The 20,674-nt window shown below is 45.2% G+C and carries 13 protein-coding genes, 1 other RNA gene and 2 pseudogenes; 11 read left to right on the plus strand and 5 right to left on the minus strand.

Annotation, left to right across the window (positions count from 1 at the left end; all coding sequences use genetic code 11):
- Positions 1-125: 125 nt before the first annotated feature.
- The gene (recA, locus tag HMPREF2909_RS04570; protein WP_071415391.1) at positions 126-1,214 is read left to right on the plus strand and encodes a recombinase RecA; all 1,089 of its coding nucleotides are present in this window, start codon (positions 126-128) and stop codon (positions 1,212-1,214) included.
- A gap of 13 nt (positions 1,215-1,227) precedes the next feature.
- Complete coding sequence (locus tag HMPREF2909_RS04575) at positions 1,228-1,863, plus strand: regulatory protein RecX (protein WP_071415392.1); 636 nt, start codon at positions 1,228-1,230, stop codon at positions 1,861-1,863.
- 5 nt (positions 1,864-1,868) lie between these two features.
- On the opposite strand, the gene rnpB is transcribed toward HMPREF2909_RS04575, so the two are convergent.
- An RNA gene (rnpB, locus tag HMPREF2909_RS04580) (RNase P RNA component class A) lies at positions 1,869-2,260 on the minus strand.
- A gap of 135 nt (positions 2,261-2,395) precedes the next feature.
- Between rnpB and hpf the strand changes: the two genes are divergently transcribed.
- The 4 genes and pseudogenes from hpf to HMPREF2909_RS04595 all read left to right on the plus strand — a co-directional run bounded on the left by hpf (position 2,396) and on the right by HMPREF2909_RS04595 (position 7,186).
- Positions 2,396-3,046 carry a ribosome hibernation-promoting factor, HPF/YfiA family gene (hpf, locus tag HMPREF2909_RS04585; RefSeq protein ID WP_071415393.1) on the plus strand — a complete coding sequence of 217 codons (651 nt, stop codon included), beginning with the start codon at positions 2,396-2,398 and terminating at the stop codon, positions 3,044-3,046.
- Positions 3,047-3,151: 105 nt separating this feature from the next.
- A pseudogene (gene secA / locus HMPREF2909_RS04590) lies at positions 3,152-5,690 on the plus strand (preprotein translocase subunit SecA); the annotation flags it as partial.
- Positions 5,691-5,884: 194 nt separating this feature from the next.
- Positions 5,885-6,058 (plus strand): annotated as a pseudogene (locus HMPREF2909_RS10035) (SEC-C metal-binding domain-containing protein); the annotation flags it as partial.
- A gap of 156 nt (positions 6,059-6,214) precedes the next feature.
- A complete protein-coding gene (locus tag HMPREF2909_RS04595) occupies positions 6,215-7,186 on the plus strand; it encodes an ROK family glucokinase (RefSeq protein ID WP_021618467.1) in 972 nt (323 codons plus the stop codon).
- A gap of 56 nt (positions 7,187-7,242) precedes the next feature.
- On the opposite strand, the gene HMPREF2909_RS04600 is transcribed toward HMPREF2909_RS04595, so the two are convergent.
- A complete protein-coding gene (locus tag HMPREF2909_RS04600) occupies positions 7,243-7,737 on the minus strand; it encodes a hypothetical protein (protein WP_071415395.1) in 495 nt (164 codons plus the stop codon).
- A gap of 30 nt (positions 7,738-7,767) precedes the next feature.
- Between HMPREF2909_RS04600 and HMPREF2909_RS04605 the strand changes: the two genes are divergently transcribed.
- Entirely contained in the window at positions 7,768-8,460 is a 693-nt protein-coding gene (locus HMPREF2909_RS04605; protein ID WP_022856423.1) for a lysophospholipid acyltransferase family protein, read from the plus strand.
- Positions 8,461-8,509: 49 nt separating this feature from the next.
- On the opposite strand, the gene HMPREF2909_RS04610 is transcribed toward HMPREF2909_RS04605, so the two are convergent.
- Both HMPREF2909_RS04610 and HMPREF2909_RS04615 read right to left on the minus strand, forming a co-directional pair.
- On the minus strand, positions 8,510-10,477 hold the full coding sequence (locus HMPREF2909_RS04610) for a Stk1 family PASTA domain-containing Ser/Thr kinase (RefSeq protein WP_071415396.1): 1,968 nt from the start codon (positions 10,475-10,477) through the stop codon (positions 8,510-8,512).
- 16 nt (positions 10,478-10,493) lie between these two features.
- Positions 10,494-11,588, minus strand: coding sequence for a polyprenyl synthetase family protein (locus HMPREF2909_RS04615; RefSeq protein ID WP_084797258.1), 1,095 nt, complete (start codon positions 11,586-11,588; stop codon positions 10,494-10,496).
- A gap of 104 nt (positions 11,589-11,692) precedes the next feature.
- Between HMPREF2909_RS04615 and HMPREF2909_RS04620 the strand changes: the two genes are divergently transcribed.
- The 4 genes from HMPREF2909_RS04620 to HMPREF2909_RS04635 all read left to right on the plus strand — a co-directional run bounded on the left by HMPREF2909_RS04620 (position 11,693) and on the right by HMPREF2909_RS04635 (position 17,809).
- The gene (locus tag HMPREF2909_RS04620) at positions 11,693-12,364 is read left to right on the plus strand and encodes a hypothetical protein (protein ID WP_148130798.1); all 672 of its coding nucleotides are present in this window, start codon (positions 11,693-11,695) and stop codon (positions 12,362-12,364) included.
- Between the two features lie 111 nt (positions 12,365-12,475).
- The gene (locus HMPREF2909_RS04625; RefSeq protein WP_084797259.1) at positions 12,476-14,029 is read left to right on the plus strand and encodes an RNA polymerase sigma factor; all 1,554 of its coding nucleotides are present in this window, start codon (positions 12,476-12,478) and stop codon (positions 14,027-14,029) included.
- Between the two features lie 193 nt (positions 14,030-14,222).
- Positions 14,223-16,430: a DNA gyrase/topoisomerase IV subunit B gene (locus HMPREF2909_RS04630; RefSeq protein ID WP_071415399.1), complete on the plus strand. Its 2,208-nt coding sequence runs from the start codon at positions 14,223-14,225 to the stop codon at positions 16,428-16,430.
- A 194-nt stretch (positions 16,431-16,624) separates the two neighbouring features.
- Positions 16,625-17,809: an MFS transporter gene (locus tag HMPREF2909_RS04635; protein WP_071415400.1), complete on the plus strand. Its 1,185-nt coding sequence runs from the start codon at positions 16,625-16,627 to the stop codon at positions 17,807-17,809.
- A gap of 34 nt (positions 17,810-17,843) precedes the next feature.
- Here the strand turns inward: HMPREF2909_RS04635 and HMPREF2909_RS04640 are convergent, their stop codons facing one another.
- A complete protein-coding gene (locus tag HMPREF2909_RS04640; RefSeq protein WP_071415401.1) occupies positions 17,844-20,531 on the minus strand; it encodes a DNA gyrase/topoisomerase IV subunit A in 2,688 nt (895 codons plus the stop codon).
- Positions 20,532-20,674: the final 143 nt, after the last annotated feature.

Consider the following 20,674-nt stretch of genomic DNA (forward strand, 5'->3'; position numbering starts at 1 on the left):
TTTCGAACAAATGTTCGATTAATCTGCTATAGTTATTCACATTGGTTCACATGTATAAAATAACTTGAGAAGCATAGACAGAGCTAACTACAGTGAAGGTATCTTCACGTCAAAAAGGAGAAGTTATGGCAACTGCAAAGAAGGATGCAGCCACTACTAAAGATCGTCGTCAAGAAGCTCTCGACGCCGCACTGGCGCAGGTAGAAAAGAGCTTCGGTAAAGGCTCTGCTATGCGCTTGGGAGATAAACCGATAGAGAATATTGAGGTTATTCCTACAGGGTCTTTGGCCTTAGATATGGCTTTGGGTATTGGAGGATTGCCACGTGGCCGCATTGTAGAAATTTATGGACCAGAATCCTCTGGTAAAACAACAATTGCTCTCCAAGCTGTTGCAAGCGCGCAACGTCGAGGGGGAGTAGCAGCATTTATTGATGCTGAGCATGCTCTTGATCCGGAATATGCGCGTCATTTAGGTGTAGATACAGATTCTCTTATTGTTTCTCAGCCAGATAATGGTGAACAAGCATTGGAAATTGCCGATATGCTCATTCGTTCTGGTGCTTTAGACATTATTGTTGTCGACTCAGTGGCAGCTCTTGTTCCTAAGGCTGAAATTGAAGGTGAAATGGGAGATAGTCATGTGGGCTTACAAGCTCGACTGATGAGCCAAGCATTACGTAAAATGACTGGTGCATTAAACCAAGCTAATACCACAGCTATCTTTATTAACCAGTTGCGTGAAAAGATTGGTGTGTTCTTCGGTAGTCCAGAAACAACAACTGGTGGTAAAGCTCTGAAGTTCTATGCCTCTGTGCGCATGGATATTCGCCGTATCCAAACATTGAAGAATGGTGAGGACGCTGTGGGCAACCGCACCCGTGTGAAAGTCGTTAAAAACAAGATGGCTCCACCATTTAAGTCTGCTGAATTCGACATTCTCTATGGTGAGGGAGTGTCGCGTGAAGGTTCGGTTATCGATATGGGCCTTCAAGTAGGCATTGTGAAGAAGTCGGGTTCTTGGTTCACCTACGATGGAGACCAGTTAGGTCAGGGTCGTGAGAAAGTTCGTCAGTTCTTGATTGATAATCCAGAATTAACTGAGGAAATCGAAAACCGAGTGAAGATGGAATACGGTTTAATACCACGCCCTGAAGCAGACAATGCAGAAGGAACTGGTGAAGATTCTCAAGATGCTCCAACAGAAACAAAGTAAGTGGTGACAATCAGTGATTTCAGCAGAGGATTTTCTGCAGAATAATCCTGCTTCAGTTGTTGATAATCCGGATACTTCCGATGGTGTTGACGACACACATACTTCAATAGACATGCTGCATCATGCGGTGCAGCATGTCGAAGTGAAGGGAATTTTTCAGCGCAGTGATGCGGAAAATAAATGCCAAGAAGCGGCATTACGTTTACTTGATGCAGCTCAACGACCTTCAGGTGCTCTACGTGAACGTTTGATTGCCAAAGAATTCTCAGTAGAAACTGTGGATACAGTTGTAAACAGACTGATGAATTTAGGTTTGGTTGATGACGAGGCATACGCGCGCAGTGCTGTACGCTATTGCGTGTCGCGAAGTTTAGGGCAAAGCGGAACCCTCATGGAGCTTAAACGCAAAGGTGTTGACGCATCCTTAGCAATGCAAGCCGTTCAAGAAGCTCAGGAAGAGGGCGCTTTTATAGAATCTGCGTATGTTCTAGTGGACCGCGTTGCAAAGCGCACACGTGGTTTAGATAAAAACGTGCGTTTACGACGATTATGGTCTGCAGCAGGACGTAAAGGACATTCTCCTGAGCTTATTCGCCAAGCGCAGTATGAGGTTTTCAATGCAGAAACTAGCGAAGAAGAAGCTGAATAAAAATTAGTGTGAGACCTCATATACCCCGGGTTCTGTCCTCGTATGTAAAAGACATACAAGGGGTGACCATCCATCTCGACTTAATATTGCTATTAAGCTCTAGCAGCCTACCCGAATACCAAACAAGCGAGCAGCTTAGATATTCTACTTGACCTTGCTCCCGATGAGGCTTGCCATGCGACTTCTGTTACCAGTCGTCCGGTGGTCTCTTACACCACCGTTTCACCCTTACCTTATACAGCTACGCCATATAAGGCGGTCTATTCTCTGTTGCGCTATCTCTCAGGTTGCCCTGGGCGGACGTTATCCGCCATCGTGCTCTATGGAGCCCGGAAGTTCCTCAGTTATTCTGGAGATTTCTCCCCATGTGGATAACCGCGGTCACCCAGAGGTCTCACAATCTTTATATGCTACCACGCTTTTTTGTTGAATTCTATTGCAAAATGCCATGCAGTTTTATTGTAAATGAGCTAAGATTAAGTCACGTTAGCAAAGATGTTAACGTCTCGCGATTCATTTCAAGGAGGTCGCCATGGAAATCGTGGTAACTGGTCGTCATACGCAAATTAAGCAAAAGTTCCGTGACGTAGTTGAAAGCAAGATGAATCGAGTGACTAATATTGCACCGGATGCACAACGTGTTCAAGTTGTGCTCTCTCATGAGGTAAATCCTCGCCTTGCTGATACTGCAATGCGTGTGGAACTCACCGTGATCGCTGGTCGTACAGTTGTTCGTGCTGAAGCTTCCAGCAGCGATGATTTGAGTGCATTGGATTTAGCACTCGACAAGCTCACATTACGTCTGCGTAGAACTCGTGACCGTCGTAAGGATCACCGTCGTGGTTATGAGTCTGTGCAAGCAGTTGATCTCGGTGTTGTAGAACCAGAAGAAGAGCCAGCTGTAGCAGAGTATGAACCTGTTACCCCATCTCAAGCTGTTGCAGGAGATTTGGAACCAGGTGAATCGGTAGAAGTTCGCGTTGGTGATTCGCCAATAGTCATTCGTCGTAAGCTCCATATTGCAGAACCAATGTCAATTGATGAAGCTTTGTACGAAATGGAATTGGTTGGACACGATTTCTTCCTCTTCGTAAATAGCGAAACTCATCGCCCGTCGGTAGTGTACCGTCGTCATGGATGGAGTTACGGTGTATTTGAAATCGAAAGTGCTAAGAACATCTAACTTTAAAACACTGTAGGTATGGGGCTACCTATCTAGAAATCTCTAGATAGGTAGCCCCATAACCATGTGTGCACTGTGTTTGCGTTATCTGTGCATTGTCGTAGTATGGGAACAGTTTGTAAAAACCACTTGTGTGGAAAAAGTAGGAGAATACACGTGGGAATTCTTGACAAAGCTTTGCGTATGGGTGAAGGCGCGCAGCTTCGTAAGCTGAAGTCTGTGGCAGATCAGGTCAATGCTCTTGAAGATGAGATTAGCGCATTAACAGACGCTGAACTCAAGGAGCAAACCTCAAAATTTAAGGCACGTTTAGCCCAGGGCGAGAGTCTTGATGATTTGATGCCAGAAGCATTTGCTACAGTACGTGAAGCTGCTAAGCGAGTTCTCGGTCAGCGTCACTTCGATGTGCAGCTTATGGGTGGTGCAGCATTGCACTGGGGCAATATTGCAGAAATGCGTACTGGTGAAGGTAAGACGTTGGTTGCAACCTTGCCAAGCTATTTGAATGCATTAAGTGGTAAGGGTGTTCACGTGGTAACCGTGAACGATTACTTGGCTAACTACCAGTCTGAATTGATGGGACGTGTATTCCGTGCTCTGGATATGAAGGTTGGTTGCATCTTAACGGATCAGTCTCCAGCAGAGCGTCGCAAGCAGTACAATGCCGACATTACCTATGGTACGAATAATGAATTCGGCTTCGATTATCTGCGAGATAACATGGCATGGAATAAGTCTGACCTTGTTCAGCGTGAACACCACTTTGCTATTGTCGATGAAGTCGATTCCATTTTGATTGATGAGGCTCGAACTCCTCTGATTATTTCTGGACCAGCTGAGGGAGATGTGACCCGCTGGTATCGCCAGTTTGCTAAGCTCGTGCTCAAGCTCAACCGAGACGAAGACTATGACGTGGACGAGAAGAAGAAAGTTATTGGTATTCTCGACTCCGGTATTGCGAAGATTGAAGATTTCTTAGGAATCGATAATCTGTATGAGCCAGCAAATACTGCGCTTATTGGCTATCTGAATAATGCTATCCGTGCGAAGGAACTCTTCGTGCGCGATAAGGATTATGTTGTTCAGGGGGGCGAAGTTCTCATTGTTGACGAACACACCGGACGTATGCTTCATGGCCGTCGTTACAACGAAGGTTTGCATCAGGCTATCGAAGCTAAAGAAGGTGTAGAGGTTCAGGCAGAAAACCAAACTTTCGCTACAATTACTTTGCAGAACTATTTCCGCATGTACGATAAGTTAGCTGGTATGACGGGTACTGCAGAAACTGAAGCTGCAGAATTTATGAATACTTATAAGCTCGGTGTTATCCCAATCCCAACTAACCGACCTATGATTCGTATAGATCAGGATGACTTGATTTTCCGCACTCAGAAGGAAAAGCTTGTTGCCATTGTTAAGGATGTAGCAGCACGTCACGAAAAGGGTCAGCCTATTTTGCTGGGTACCTCGTCTGTGGAATCCTCTGAGTTGGTGTCTACCTTGCTTGATCAGGTGAATATTCCTCACAAGGTACTCAATGCTAAGCACAACGAAGCAGAAGCTGCTGTTGTTGCTGTTGCTGGTCGTAAAGGTGCTGTAACTGTGGCAACCAATATGGCTGGTCGTGGTACAGATATTATGCTCGGCGGTAACGTTGAGTTCCTTGCTGACGCAAAGTTGAAGGCTCAGGGATATTCTCCAGAAGACACTCCAGAAGAGTATGAGCGCTTATGGCCTGCAGTTTTGGATGAGATGAAGCAGCAGGCAAAGGATGAGCATGAAGAAGTGAAGGAACTGGGCGGTTTGTATGTGCTCGGTACTGAACGTCATGAATCTCGCCGTATTGATAATCAGTTGCGTGGTCGTTCTGGTCGTCAGGGTGATCCTGGTGAATCTCGCTTCTACCTATCTTTGGAAGACAATTTGATGCGTCTGTTCAACACTCAGCTTGTTGCTCGTGTTATGGCTAAGGGCATGCCAGAAGGCGAGCCTATTGAGCATAAGAGCGTATCGAATGGTGTGCGTAATGCTCAGAAGTCTGTTGAATCTCGTAATTTCGAAACACGTAAGAATGTGTTGAAGTACGATGATGTTATGAATAAGCAGCGTACTGTTGTCTATTCGGAACGCCAGGCTGTGTTGCAGGGTGCTGATATCTCCTCCGACATTACGAAGTTTATTCACGATGTTGTTGCATCCTATGTTCAGGGTGCAACAAAGGGCGTAGATGTTCCTGCTAAGTGGGATCTTAGCGACCTGTGGAGGGCTCTTGAATCTATTGTTGTTCTTGAGTTTGATGAAGAACAGCTCAAGAGTGAACTTGGTAAGCTTAAGGGTGATAAGGCACGTGCAAAGCTTACAGAGCTGATTGCCGATAAGCTGACAGAAAAGTACGCAGCCAACGAGAAGATTGTAGGCGATGAAGCGATGCGTACTATTGAGCGTCGCGTTGTTTTGGCAGTTATGGATCGTAAGTGGCGTGAACACCTCTACGAGATGGATTATCTCAAGGACGGTATCGGTTTGCGCGGTATGGGTCAGCGCGACCCTCTGGTGGAATACCAGCGAGAAGGCTACCAGATGTACAACTCTATGGTTGATTCTATTAAGGAAGAGGTTGTACAGTTACTCTTCAATATTGATTTGGAGTTGATTGCTCGCGAAGCCGAAGAGAATGAAGCTGTTGAGAATCAGGAAGTTCCTGAAGAATCCTTAAGTTACTCTGCTCCAACTGAAGACGCTGCAAGCGATGAAGAAATTGAAGAAGACGAAGATTCCGAAGATACTGAGTCTTCTGAGCGTGTGTCTCATTCTTATGAAGGCCATGTAACTGGTGCTGCTCCTATCAGCCATGCTGAAGGAAAAGTACCTGCTAGCAAGCGTCCAAAGAGTGAAGAGCTGCACAGCCCATGGTCTGATGGTGGCGTATTTGAAGGTACTCCAAAGAATGCGCCATGCCCATGCGGTTCAGGACGCAAATATAAGATGTGCCACGGTAAGAATGAGAAGTAAAAGCTCATAGGCAGAAAAGTCGGAAGAAGATTTCTTCCGACTTTTTTTATATGCATTTTATGCAACTTAGATGTCCCACTCGCACATCATGCATGTTCGCCTAGTGTTCGTGATAGAGTGACAGGGTATGGCGGGAGCTACATAAATGGAGGAATAATGCACTCGTTAGCAGTTGATATTGGTGGTACTAAGATTGCCGTTGGCTTGTGTGATGAAAACGATGTCATCGTACGCCAGTGGACGTCTCCAACACCAGAAGAAGCAGAGCTCATCGATGAGCATATTGCAAATCTTTACCTGGAAGCATCTAAGTCTTTCGAAGACATTGTTGCCATTGGAATTTCTGCAGCAGGTAATGTAAAGGAAGATCGTCGCACTATTAGCTTCGCAGCTAATATTAGCGGCTGGGTGAACTACCCATTAGCAGATCGCATCGAAGCACTTATTGATCACAAAGTTCCAGTCGTTGTAGAAAACGATGCAAACTGTGCTGGTTGGGGTGAATTCGTTCATGGCGCAGGTAAGGGTCACAAGAACATGGTTGCCCTCACTGTGGGTACTGGTTTAGGTGGAGCTATCGTTATCGATGGTAAGCTTTTCCGTGGATCCTACGGTATGGCTGCAGAATTTGGCCACTTGCCAATGGTGTCTGATGGCGATACCTGTGGTTGCGGTTTGCGAGGTTGTGCAGAACGCTATACCTCAGGAAACGCATTAGAGCGTTTTGCGCGTTCCGCAATTCGTCGTCGTCCACAAGATGCAGATCGTCTGCTGGAGATGTGCGGTGGAGATATTGCAGAATTGCGTGGCAAGATGGTTTCTCGTGCTGCCGATGAAGGCGATGCCATCAGCTTATATGCGTTCAACAAGATTGGTGAGTGGTTGGGTCGTACTATGGCTGCTATTTCTGCCGTATTGGATCCTGATGTGTATGTTATCGGCGGTGGCGTAGTTGCTGTTGGCGATATTCTTCTCGATCCTGCGCGCTACAACTATTCTCGCTTCTTGCAGGCAAGCGCATATCGCCCACATCCACCAATTCTAGCTGCAACAGCTGGTCAGGACGCTGGTTTGATTGGTGCCGCGAACTTAGCATTGCGCTTCTACTTAGAAGAATATAAGAAGTGATTTATCCGCTCATACATAAAGCCATGGTGACAACGGTATCGCCATGGCTTTATGTATTAAATGCGAGCCCCATCATTGTGCCTATTCGAGGCAGAATTTGTGCGTGAACGGTGCATCGTCCCCAGAATACCAAAGGCAAGAATTAAACTGATACCTGCAATAAGAGCACACAGGCTACGTACTGCAGGGAAAGCCGCTGCTGCAAAAATAGATACAAAACCGATGATGACAAGAACGACCGCAATAACCGAACTTGTTGTTACAGATGACCAGCTTGGATTCGGTGCATGAAAGTGATCATCATCTGCATCCAGCCATGACGTAGAGTAACCGCGCGGTGTAGTCGTGTTATTCACGAAAACATCATCATTAATGCTTTTTATGTGCAAAGTTGGTCGTTTCGTACTCTTCTGTTCGTCAATACGAGAGGCTTTTTTCTCAAATTTTTTGGCTGTACGAGATTTTTCTATGGATTCTAGCTCTTCACTATGAGCGTTGACAAAGTCTGCCCACGTGTCATCTGTAGAGCTCTTATGGTTATCATTAGTCATAGGACTATTTTACGAAATGGGGAGCCGAGAATGTATTGGTTTTTTGTCAAGACTTTAGGACGTCTTGCTCAAATGCGATTCCATGTGGATGCGGTGGGAGTAGATAATATTCCACGCACAGGTGGCGCTATTATTGCGGCGAACCATCTGTCTGTTATTGATGATGGAGTTATTCCTATTACATGCCCGCGTATGGTTCATTTTATGGGCAAAGCTGAATATTTTACTGGTAAAGGCTTCAAAGGATGGTTTAAGAAGTGGTGGTTCACTTCTGTGGGTGTTTTTCCTGTAGACCGTTCAGGAGGAAGTAAATCTGCTGGTGCTATGGATACGGCACGAAAGATTTTAGAAGATGGTAAACTTTTCGGCATTCATCCAGAAGGCACGCGCAGTCCTGATGGAAAGCTATATAAAGGTCATACAGGTTTTGCACGCCTTGCTTTAGAAACTGGATGTCCTATAGTTCCTACAGCTTTAATTGGTACGCGCGAAGTACAAAAACCAGGGCAAAACTTACCAGGAAAAGGTCAAGTAACCTGCGTATATGGTGAGCCTATACAGGTCCAGAAAAAAGATACAGCAGATATTACGCACGACGATATTCGAAACCTGACTGATGAACTTATGCGGCGTATCCAAAAATTAAGCGGGCAAGAATATGTAGATATCTATGCTCAAGAAGCTAAAAAGCTTATAGCAGAAAAAGCTGAGAGTAACGAATAAAATCAACATAAGCCGCATACCTTTTAACTTCGGTATGCGGCTTTTTGTATTAGTTCTTCGTACTGGTGAGGGTAACACTACGCGCTTTACCCGAGTCATCGGTTACAGAAACAATCTCGCCGGGGGAAATCGATTGTTTGGCTACCGTATCTCCGCCCTTTCGGGAAATCTTCACGTTGAGACCCAAATCTTCAAGAACTGTTTGCGCGCGCGGCAAGGTCATACCTCGAACATTAGGCATGGTTATAGTATGTACTCCCTTAGATACAGTTAGCGTTACGGTATCGTTCCATTTCAACTTAGAATCAGCTTGAACGGATTGATTGATGACTTCTCCGGCATCAGCAGTAGCAGAATACTTTTCTTTGACGTTTGCAGTAATTTTGAGCTGGGCGAGTGCTGCTAGAGCGTCACCACGGCTCATTCCCACAAGATTAGGCATAGTTACTGTTTTCAATCCCTTAGATAGCACAACAGTAATTGCAGTATTATGGTTTACCTTAGTTCCAGCTCGTGGAGAGATGGATATAACTGCGCCCTTTGGAACTGATAGAGAATACTCATCTGTATGACTGTCGTGTTTAATATTGGTAAAACCAGCTTTTTTGAGTGCTTTCAGAGGGTTTTTACCATTACTTGACTGCGGGTTCGTAATATCGGATGGAATAGTTATTTGTTCGATTCCTGTAGAAACGATAAGAGATACTGTTTCGTTTTTCTTTGAAATATGGCTGCCAACAGTCGATGGGGTGGAGGAAATTATTTTTCCTGATTTAATAGTATCGCTATGTTTCTTGCTGACCGTATAGGAAATACCTTGGTCTTTTAATAATTTTTGATAGCTGGCAGCATCTGCACCTGACAGAGTGCACGATGTTTGAGCAGTGCATGTGCTGTCATGGGCTGCAGGAAGAGTGTAATAACTACCAGGACCCCAGTTATCCCACCACATAACAAGTCCAGCAATAAGCAAAATAACGCTTATTAAGCCAATAACCGCTGAAGTCATGCGATACTTTTTTGTCCATACAATGAGGCGACCAAGATATGAGGTCTGTTTTTGCGGTAATTGCGTGTTAATAGCAGGAAGAGACGGTTTTTTCGTGGAAATAACGCGCGTTGAGCTGGCTGAAGAAGTTGAGAGACGAAGATTAAAATCTTTGCTGCTGAGCGATTGTATAACTTTATCGAGTTGACCGGCAGCAATACTGGCATTATTCGGTCTATTTTCGAGATTACGGCTGACCAGAGAAGCCACGAAAGAACATAGAGACGTTGGAAGAGCAGAAGATATAACACGTAAATTGGGAACATCCTCGTGCACATGTTTATATACAACAGTAACAGGATTATCTGATTCAAAAGGTGGACGGCCTACGAGCATTTCCCATGCCATTAAACCCACAGCGTACAAATCAGAGGCAGGAAGAGAAAGATTTTTTTCAGCAGTTTCTGGAGCAATATACGTTGTTGTGCCCAAAACCATACCGGTAGGAGCTAAAGTTGCATTCGATGTACGTTTAGCCAAGCCAAAATCAGCAATTTGCACATTACCATGTGCATTAATCATAATATTTTCTGGTTTAATATCGCGATGAATAATATCTTGCTCATGAGCTGCGGATAGACCCGAAAGAATCTGACGTAGAATACTGACAGTTTCGCGCACACTCAAGGTATGTTTACTGCGCAGAAGCGAACGTAAATTGGCTCCTTCAATGTATTCCATAACAATATAGCCCACGCCATCAATACTTCCAGCATCAAATACATGAACAATATGAGGATTATCTAAAGCTGCTGCAGATAGAGCCTCACGATGGAAACGTTGGGTATATTGGTCGCCTTGTTCGGATAAAGCGAGAGATGTATGCATGATTTTAATTGCCACACGCTTATCGAGACGTTGATCGGTAGCTTCATACACACTAGCCATGCCGCCTTCAGCAATTTTGCGCGAAATCAAGTAACGGTTGTCAATAAGTTGGTTGATATATCGTGCAGATGCTGTTGTCATAATTGCTAGTCTAACCTTAACCTACGAAACGAGAGCAGAAAGATATGAAGTTTTGCGTATCCTGAGCAGGTACGTTCATACTCATACATGCTGCGAGTATCTCTTGAGCTGCGTGAGTCCATAATTTTTCTACATCAGTAATACTCGCCTCAATAGCACCGCATGAGATGAAAAGAGAACGAATCTGTTCTACGTCCTGTTCGGAACGAGTTTCGCGCATATAGGCATCAATCAGAAAAGCTCTGTCAGAAGGCTGAGTGAGACGCAAAGCATGAGAAAGAACCCAGGTGCGCTTTGCTTCTCGAATATCTCCTCCCACAGGTTTGCCCGTTTTTTGGGGAGTAGACATAAGATCGAGCAAATCATCATGAATTTGGAAAGCTATACCGAGCTTTTCTCCTACAGAATGAGCAAAACTACGGGCCAGAGTAGCAGCTTGGGGATGACCAGAAGCAAGCATTCCCATAAAAAGAGGCGCAATAGTTGTGTAGCTAGCTGTTTTATTAATATAAGTAGCTCGTATTGATGAATGTAATTCATCGGTGTGCGTTAAATCGAGACTTTCCATAGAAATATCCATGATTTGACCAAGTTCTACCTGATCGTGCATGTCAAGAAAAGCGTGAAAGATATCCGGCGAATGCGCTAAAACTGAACTGCTCGTATGCGCTGTACGGATGCTGAGCGTTGCGAGTAAATCTCCCAGCATAAGCGCTAAACCGGAACCTTGATCTGCGTTCTGAGTAAATTGCGAAAGAGCACGATGCGCTGATGGTTGCCCACGACGAGTATCTGCTGCATCAATAATATCGTCATGAATTAGAGCTGCTGTTTGGAAAATTTCAATAGCGCAACCTAAATCGATAATTTCATCTGAGTGTTTAGCAGGTGAGTTATCTGGAGTGAAAGTAGCTACTGTGTTGTGCAGCAATAAGGCGCGTAAACGTTTGCCTCCACGACTTGAAGAAGCTGCCTGACCGCCTACCTGATTCAACAAATGCATAACATCGGGAGCATCAATAGCAGGGAAGTGCTGCATTTTATCGTGCCATGCACGTGTTATTAAGCTTTCCAGACGCTCATCAATGTCGTATTGAGTCAGTTCTTTCACACTTCTAGTGTAAAGGAGAATGTCTAAAAAGGCGTGTTATCCACATTGGTTCACATATTCATTTCAATATCTCGAATTGAAGCTTGCTGGTGAACAATAGAAATATGAGTACACAAAGATATTTTAAAACGCAGGTAATTGCGCAACGTCAAGCAGATTTTATGTCTGAACGAATGACTAACCCAAACAGTGAACCAGAGATTATTCATCGATGGCTCAGCGATGTTTGCCTTGAATGGATGCATATGATGAATGCGCCATATGACGAGCTTCAAGAAAAGGTAGAAACATCGGTTGAAGCACCACAATGGAGCGAGGATGAATATTATCGTTTTATTGTGGGCATAACCAAGTATCTAGCTTTTAGAGATGCCATTATTTTAACTGCTATGAGAAATTTACCGGAAGCGACGACTCTCGATTTTCTTAAGCATCCTACGCACAGGCGCAGCACCATGTTGGTGCACGAAATTTTGGCGTCCCTGATTAATGATGTGAATGCGCAGCCAGATTCTGAGCGTTTAAGTAGATGCATGGATATTCTTGATGCAATCAAAATTCTTGTTCCCGAGAAATATCATGCACCGTTTTACGGTATTCAGGCGTATCTGCTGTGGGCAAGCGGGGAATTCTCGAAAGCTCTTACTGCTAATAAGCATGCCTTAAATCAAGATAGAAACTATACGTTATCTCTGATTACTGGTAAAGCTCTCGATAAGAAAATCTATCCTGCATGGTGTGTTCACGCTCAATGTGCGAAAAATACTGAAACATGATGGAATAAAAGTCTTGGCTTTTTGGTTATCTTGTGGTATACACATACTTGCACTTGCCATAAGTGCGTCCTTTTTGCGCCTTTCTGCGTAAAAAGTACCAAGGAGGATAGGTTGGCTACAGCGAAAAAAACTGCAACAGCACAGGATACTGAGCAGGAGAAAGCTACGAAGGCGACATCGCGAAAGAAAACTACAGCTAAGAAAAAAGCTGTGGACGTAGCAGAAGTTGCGCAGGACGCGGTAATCGATATGGAGGCTGCTGCAGAGGATAAGCCAGCAAAGAAAACTCGCTCAACCAAGAAATCAGCAGCATCTCAGAGTAGTTCTTCACGCAGTACGAAGAAAAAAGCTGACGATAAAGAGGACACTTCTGCACAACCAGCAAAGAGAACACGTCGTAAGAGCACAGCCAAAGCCGAGGCTGAAGTTAGTGACGATGTAACGTCTGAAACACAGGACGATGAATTGGTAGATGATTTGTCTGATGATAATGCAGACGATACCGATGATCTCGATTCTATTGAATTAGACGAGAACGGCGACCCTATTACTCATGATGATGACGATGATTTGGATGAGGAACGCACAGACGATCCAGAACCAGAACACGACGACGATGAGGAAGAGGAGCAGTCAGAGGAAGAGCCGAAGGGTGAAGGCGCTTTCGTTCTGAACGAATCTAAGGACGACGACGATACCCTTACTCCATCGGGAAATCCGAAGCGTCGCGTTGTAGCAACAGGTGCAACGGCCGATCCTGTAAAAGATTATCTTAAGCAGATTGGCCGTGTAAACCTGCTGACTGCAGACCAAGAAGTGGACTTGTCGGAGCGTATTGAAGCCGGCCTGTATGCTCAGCATATTTTGGATACGGAGAACATCGATGAGATGGACTTCAAGCAAAAGCGTGAGCTTAAGTGGGCTGCTAGCGATGGTAAGAAGGCAAAAGACCACTTGTTGGAAGCGAACCTGCGTTTGGTTGTGTCTTTGGCTAAGCGTTACACCGGTCGCGGCATGCTCTTCTTGGATTTGATTCAGGAAGGTAACTTAGGTCTTATTCGAGCAGTAGAAAAGTTTGACTGGAAGAAGGGCTTTAAGTTCTCTACCTATGCAACATGGTGGATTCGTCAGGCGATTACGCGTGCTATGGCAGATCAGGCGCGTACAATTCGTGTTCCTGTGCACATGGTGGAAGTGATTAACAAGCTGTCGCGTGTACAGCGCCAGATGCTTCAGGATTTGGGTCGCGAACCAACCCTTGACGAGCTGGCTCGCGAGCTCGATATGCCTGTGGAGAAGGTTCAGGAAGTACAAAAGTATGGTCGCGAACCAATTTCCTTGCACACTCCGCTGGGTGAAGATGGAGACTCCGAGTTTGGTGATCTTATCGAAGATTCCGATGCTATCGCACCATCCGAGTCTGTAGCATTCTCCCTGCTTCAGGAACAGTTCAAGCAGGTTTTGGAAACTCTGAGCCCTCGAGAAGCTGGCGTTATTAAGATGCGTTACGGTCTGGAAGACGGTCAGCCTAAGACTTTGGACGATATTGGTCACGTGTACGGTGTTACGCGTGAACGTATTCGCCAGATTGAGTCGAAGACTATGGCAAAGCTGCGTCATCCATCGCGTTCGCAGACTTTGCGCGACTTCTTAGATCAGGAATAATCGGAATAATCAGGAATAACGGGAAGCTGCCAGAAGTAGCTATCAGAAGTAAGAGAGTGTGCGAACTGGTTATGTGTGGGCAGGTCTGTTTTCTCTAGACCTGCCCAGATATTTTAGCGGGGTATGAGCGATACTAACCTGACCAAAAGGTTGTATGCATTCGTAACCGTGTGTGTGAAAGAGGCATTTTTTCATGGCTGCTAAGAAAACAGCACAAGAAGAATATAATGCAGATAGTCTGTCCGTTTTGGAGGGACTCGATGCAGTACGTAAACGTCCGGGTATGTATATCGGAACTACCGATAGTCAAGGACTTATGCACTGCTTATGGGAAATTATTGATAATTCTGTGGATGAAGCCTTAGCGGGTGTATGCACACAGATTACTGTTACTCTTCATACAGATGGATCTATTACTGTAGAAGATAATGGTCGCGGTATTCCAATTGACAAAGAATCAAAGACAGGGTTATCGGGCGTAGAAGTCGTGCTGACGAAGCTACACGCAGGTGCTAAATTTGGTAGTTCCTCCTATAATGCTGTGGGTGGTTTGCACGGTGTGGGCTCATCTGTGGTTAATGCTTTGAGTGAGCGTTTAGATGTTGAAGTTGACCGTGATGGTCAAACATATCGCATGGAATTCCATAAGGGTCATCCTGGAGTGTATACGGATGCAAATCCTAATCAGCCATCTCCTCAATCACCGTTTAAAGCAACGGCTAAGCGTAAAGCAACAGAATTGCGCGTTGTAGGCACATATGAAGGCAAGCATACAGGAACACGTATTCGTTATTGGCTTGATCCTGAAATATTTAACGCCACAGCTCGATTCAACTATGAGCAATTGGTAGATCGAGTACGCCAGACGTCCTTCTTAGTGCCAGGACTGAAGATTACCGTGGTCGATGAATCTATTGAAGAGCCAGTCGAGACCGTTGTAGTTGACGAGTCGAGCGATGTACCAAACGATAGCGCCAAGGATGCTGAACAGCTGCACCAGCCACAGCAGGCGCACCCTCGCGTGCAAAGTTTCCACCACGAGGGCGGAATTGTTGATTATGTTGACTTCTTAACCAGTGGCGAAGCAGTTAGCGATATTTGGCATATTACAGGACAAGATACATACGAGGAAGAAACTCAGATTGTGTCTGCTCAAGGTGATTTGCATGCTGAGATGATTGAACGTTCATGTGATGTTGATATTGCTTTGCGTTGGGTTAATGATTACGAAACCACTGTGCGCAGCTTCGTCAACGTAGTGGAGACTCCTGGCGGCGGTATGCATGTGGATGGTTTCTTAAACTCCATAACCAAACAGGTGCGCAAAAATGTGGAAGCTAATGCGCGCAAACTCAAATACAATACTAAAGATTCCAGTATGAAAGTGGAACGCGATGACGTTGTTGCAGGTCTCGTGGCTGTAGTAACTGTGCGCATTGCTGAACCACAATTCCAAGGTCAAACTAAGGATGTGCTGGGAACAGCTCCAGTGAAGCCTATTGTGACGAAAATGTCCGATAAACAGTTCGGAGAGATGATATCTGGTTCGCGTCGCGGTTTTAAAGAGCAGTCGGTGCGTGTGCTTGAGAAAATTGTGGGAGAAATGCATGCACGCATTCAGGCGCGCAAAACGAAGGAAGTAACGCGACGTAAAAATGCGTTGGAGTCAGCTTCAATGCCTTCAAAGCTGTCGGATTGCCAGCCAGGAAATGATGACATCGCTGAACTGTTCATTGTTGAGGGCGATTCCGCTTTAGGCACTGCTAAGGCGGCTCGTAACTCAATGTTCCAAGCTCTGCTACCAATTCGTGGAAAAATTTTGAATGTGCAGAAGGCTTCTACTGCGCAAATTTTAGCGAATAAAGAATGTTCATCTATTATTCAAGTTGTTGGAGCAGGCTCAGGCTCGACATTCGATGTGAGCCAATCTCGCTATAACAAGGTTGTTATGATGACCGATGCAGACGTCGATGGAGCGCATATTCGCACTCTGCTGCTCACCCTATTCTATCGTTATATGCGCCCGCTTATTGCTGAAGGGCATGTCTATGCGGCTGTGCCGCCTTTGCATCGTATTGCTTTAACAGGCAAACGTAAGGGTGAATATATCTACACGTATTCTGAGGAAGAGCTGGGTATTAAGCTTACTCAGCTGCGTGAACAAGGTATTGCGTATAACGAAGATATTCAGCGTTATAAGGGTTTGGGTGAGATGGATGCAGATCAGCTTGCCGATACCACTATGGATCCGCGTACGCGCATGCTTCGTCGTATTCGCTTAGAAGATGCTGCGCATGCCTCAGATATTTTCAGCCTCTTGATGGGTGATGAAGTTCCTCCTCGTAAGCAGTTTATTATTGATAACGCAGATGATTTCGATCGTTCGAAGATTGACGCCTAATATCTGTGGAAAGCGAATGATTCGCTTGACGTGAATCATTCGCTTTTTCTTAAGTTTTACGTGAAAACCACAATTCTTTCGCTCGGAATGTAAATCCCCTACGCTAGTATTTTCCTTGATGTGAACGTTGTCATACATGCTCTTGGTGGCAGGGCAGCCACAGCAATGAGGCATAAACTTAGAAAAGGAGTGCAATGGCGAACTTACTTTTGGGCGTCATTTATTTAGCTTTTATTTCGCTCGGTCTTCCTGATTCTTTAATGGGATCAGCATGGCCATCTATGTATCCTGCTTTCCATGTGCCTGTATCATATGCAGGTATTGTTACTTTTATTATTACTTTGGGCACTATTATTTCTGCTCTGCTCAGTGACCGTTTAACCTATAAGTTAGGTGCTGGCAAGGTTACAGCATTTTCAGTGGCTGCAACTGCTATAGCGCTTCTGGGATTTTCTCTTGCTCCAAGCTTTTGGATTGTGTGCTTATGGGCTATACCGTATGGTTTAGGAGCCGGAGCTATTGATGCAGCTCTGAATAATTACGTGGCGTTACATTATAGTAATCGTCATATGAGTTGGCTGCATGCCATGTGGGGAGTGGGCACTGTTATTAGCCCATATATTATGGCGTATGCTATTGCTCAGCAGCATCAATGGCAGTTGGGATATCGCTATATTTCCTTTATTCAGATTGGTATTACCTGTATTGTTTTTGCTTCTCTTCCATGGTGGGCAAAAAGAGGTGCACAATCAGAACATAGCTCGGAAACTGAGCAGAGCAACAAGGCGGACTCTGCTCCTCTTGGTCTTATAGCAACTTTGCGTTTGCCTATGGCTAAAGAGATTTTATTTATGTTCTTAGCTTACTGTGGTATTGAAGGAACAGCAGGATTATGGGCAAGTACTTTTGCCATGCAAGCGCGCGGTATTACTGCTGAAGATGCAGCTACTTGGGCAAGCTACTTCTTTATTGGTATTACAGCCGGTCGTTTAGCCTGCGGTTTTATTGCAGAGAGATTTACTGATTCACAGATGATTCGTTTGGGTTGCATAGTGCTTGGAGCGGGTATTGTAGTCACTATGATTCCTACGCCATGGAATCCCTTGACGATGATTGGTTTAATTGTTATTGGAGTCGGTTGTGCTCCGATTTATCCAAGTATTATTCATTCCACTCCTGCTATTTTTGGCGAACAACATTCTCAAGCCATGATTGGTGTTGAAATGGCGAGCGCTTATACAGGAAATCTTGTATTGCCTCCACTATTCGGTATTATAGCGCGTAATATTTCAGCAGTGTATTTACCTGTTTATTTGCTGATTTTGTTTATTATTTTGTGCGGTATGCATGAACTGATTGTGCGCAAAATGAGTAAATAAATTAATGGTCAGTGCTTAGGCGCTGACCATTAATTTATACGCGGGAGAAATAGGTTATTGGAGCACTTAATTCCGTACCTGAACCGTCTCGACGCATATCTACTGCAGGAAGATCCACCGGGTGGCCACTCTGCGTTGCAGCAAAGACTGGTACGTCCGCAACTGTAGCAGCAATTAGCGTGTTTTGACCGCGCAGGAAGCGTTGTGAGCGCACGCCACCTGTTGCACGACCCTTCGTAGGGTACTGCTCCAATGGTGTTACCTTGCAAGCGCCGTTATCTGTGCCTGGCAGAGCATCAGCATCTCCAGCAACGGTTACGACTACTGCGCCTGACTGAGCAGTATTTCCTTCTTCGTTATCGTCATACGTCCATGCCACCTTACCGGCAGGAACAACAGCAAAGCAGACAATATGCTGACCTTCAGATAGTTTCATACCAGTCATACCGCCAGCTGTGCGACCTTGGGCGCGTACCGCGGAAGCTGCAAAAGTTAGAAGAGATGAATCAGAAGAAATAAAGACGAGACGATCATCATCATCCGCTTGAGCAGCATGGAGAACTTCGTCATTATCCTTCAAATCGATAACACTCCATGAATCCATGGTTGTTGGTGATTCTCTATTCCATCTCTTAACAACGCCGTTACGTGTTCCCAAAGCCAAAGGCGTAGAATCATCGTCATTCATAGAAATAACAGCAACAGTATGTTCACCCTCAACAGGGTCGGTACTTTCTGTGCTCATGAGTAACTCATCGGCTGGAACGCCAGCGCTCAAGCTCAAGTACTCCGAAACAGGTAGCTGAGGTAAATCGGAGGTATGTGCTGTCACTAAACGACCTGCTGACGTAATGAGCGCATACGTTGAACGTGTAGATGATTGAATAAGAGAGAGAAGAGTATCATCAGCGTAGCGTGGGGTAGCGGCATTACGAGAGTGATACACATCCCAAGCAGTTGCAGATAATCGTGCAATACGCCCTGAAGCACTCAGAGCAATAACACACGGCACATCTTCTACTTCCAGCGCGGACGATGGGGCTGCACCACGTACTGAGCCTAAAGCAGCACTAGCCTGCATTTGTGCATTAACCTGAGCTAAGGCTTGAGCATGTGAAGAACCTCCACCAACACCCAACGCAGTTGATGTCTGCTCAGATGGGGTAGACGAGCTAGAAGACGATACAGCAGACTGTACAGGAGTAAAGCCGTTTTCTCCTTCATCGAGCAAAATACTGCGACGATCATCTCCCCATTGCTCAACAGCCTTATTCATGGAATCAATAACAACCCCATCTAAGACCTGAGCAGAACCGAGAATTTCATTGAGCTCTTCGATAGCGCGCTTCAAATCATCGCGTTCTGTTTCCAACTCAATACGGCTCATTTTTGTTAAACGACGCAAACGCAAATCTAAAATATACTGCGCCTGAACCTCGTCTAAATCAAAAACAGCCATTAAACGGTGTTTAGCGGAATCAGCGTCATCCGAAGAACGAATAACTTCAATAACCTCATCAATATCGATAAGGGCAAGCAATAAACCTTCTACCAAGTGCAGACGTTCTTCAGCTTTACGCTTACGATAAATAGAGCGTTTTCGAATAACATCGCGACGATGAGCAATCCATACATTCAGTAGCTCAAGCAAACCCATAGTACGCGGACGTCCATCGACCAGAGCCACGTTATTAATAGTGAAGTTATCTTCCAAAGGAGTGTACTTAAATAACTGAGTAAGCACGGCCTGAGGATCGAAACCTGATTTAATTTCAATAACTATGCGCGTTCCGTTATGACGGTCTGTTAAATCAATCGCGCCGGAAATACCGTCAAGTTTTTTATTTTTAACGCTTTCAGATATGCGCTCCAAAACCTTTTCTGGACCAACCATAAAAGGAAGTTCAGTAACAATAATTGCTTTCTTACGCGCCGTCACATTCTCAATATGCGTTTGTGAACGCGTGGTAAATGTTCCGCGCCCCGTCTCATAGGCCTCACGAATGCCATCTCGCCCCATAATAATGCCACCACCGGGCAGATCTGGTCCTGGAATATAGCGCATCACATCCTCGAGTGTTGCCTCGGGATGCTTCATCAAATATTGTGCTCCCGCCACAACCTCACGCAAATTATGAGTGACCATATTTGTGGCCATACCCACCGCAATACCCGAAGCTCCATTAACCAGCAAATTAGGGAATGCCGCTGGAAGCACAGTCGGCTCTTCTAGCTTATTATCGTAATTTGGTGTGAAATCAACGGTTTCCTCGCCAATAGAATCAATCATACCGAAAGCTGAAGGAGCTAAACGGGCTTCAGTATAACGTGAAGCAGCAGGACCGTCATCCAACGAACCAAAATTACCGTGACCGTCCACCAAAGGTAATCGCATAGCAAAAGGCTGAGCCAAACGCACCATGGCTTCATAAATAGCAGAATCGCCGTGAGGATGAAGTTTACCCATCACTTCACCCACAACACGTGCTGACTTCATATATGGTTTCTCAGGAGCCAAACCCATCTGACCCATCTGATAAATAATACGTCGCTGAACAGGCTTCATGCCGTCGCGCGCATCAGGCAAAGCGCGCGCATAAATAACGGAATACGCGTACTCCAAGAAGGACTTGCTCATTTCCTCCTGAAGCGGCGTGTCTACAATATTTTCCTTAATCTCGCGAGGATCGTAAGTAGCGGCGTGTGTGCGTTTGCGTGCCATGTATCTCCTTATATAACACAGTCCCACTTATTATATACGCCCGCTCTACGTTCACGACCATGCGTGCTCGGTTTTGTTTATCTGTTTTGTTCCTCTGTTTTGTTTTGATGAGAATTGAGCATATGGGGGAGTATGCAGGTTAT

It is taken from the genome of Alloscardovia sp. HMSC034E08 (assembly GCF_001813415.1).
Lineage (GTDB): Bacteria > Actinomycetota > Actinomycetes > Actinomycetales > Bifidobacteriaceae > Alloscardovia > Alloscardovia omnicolens.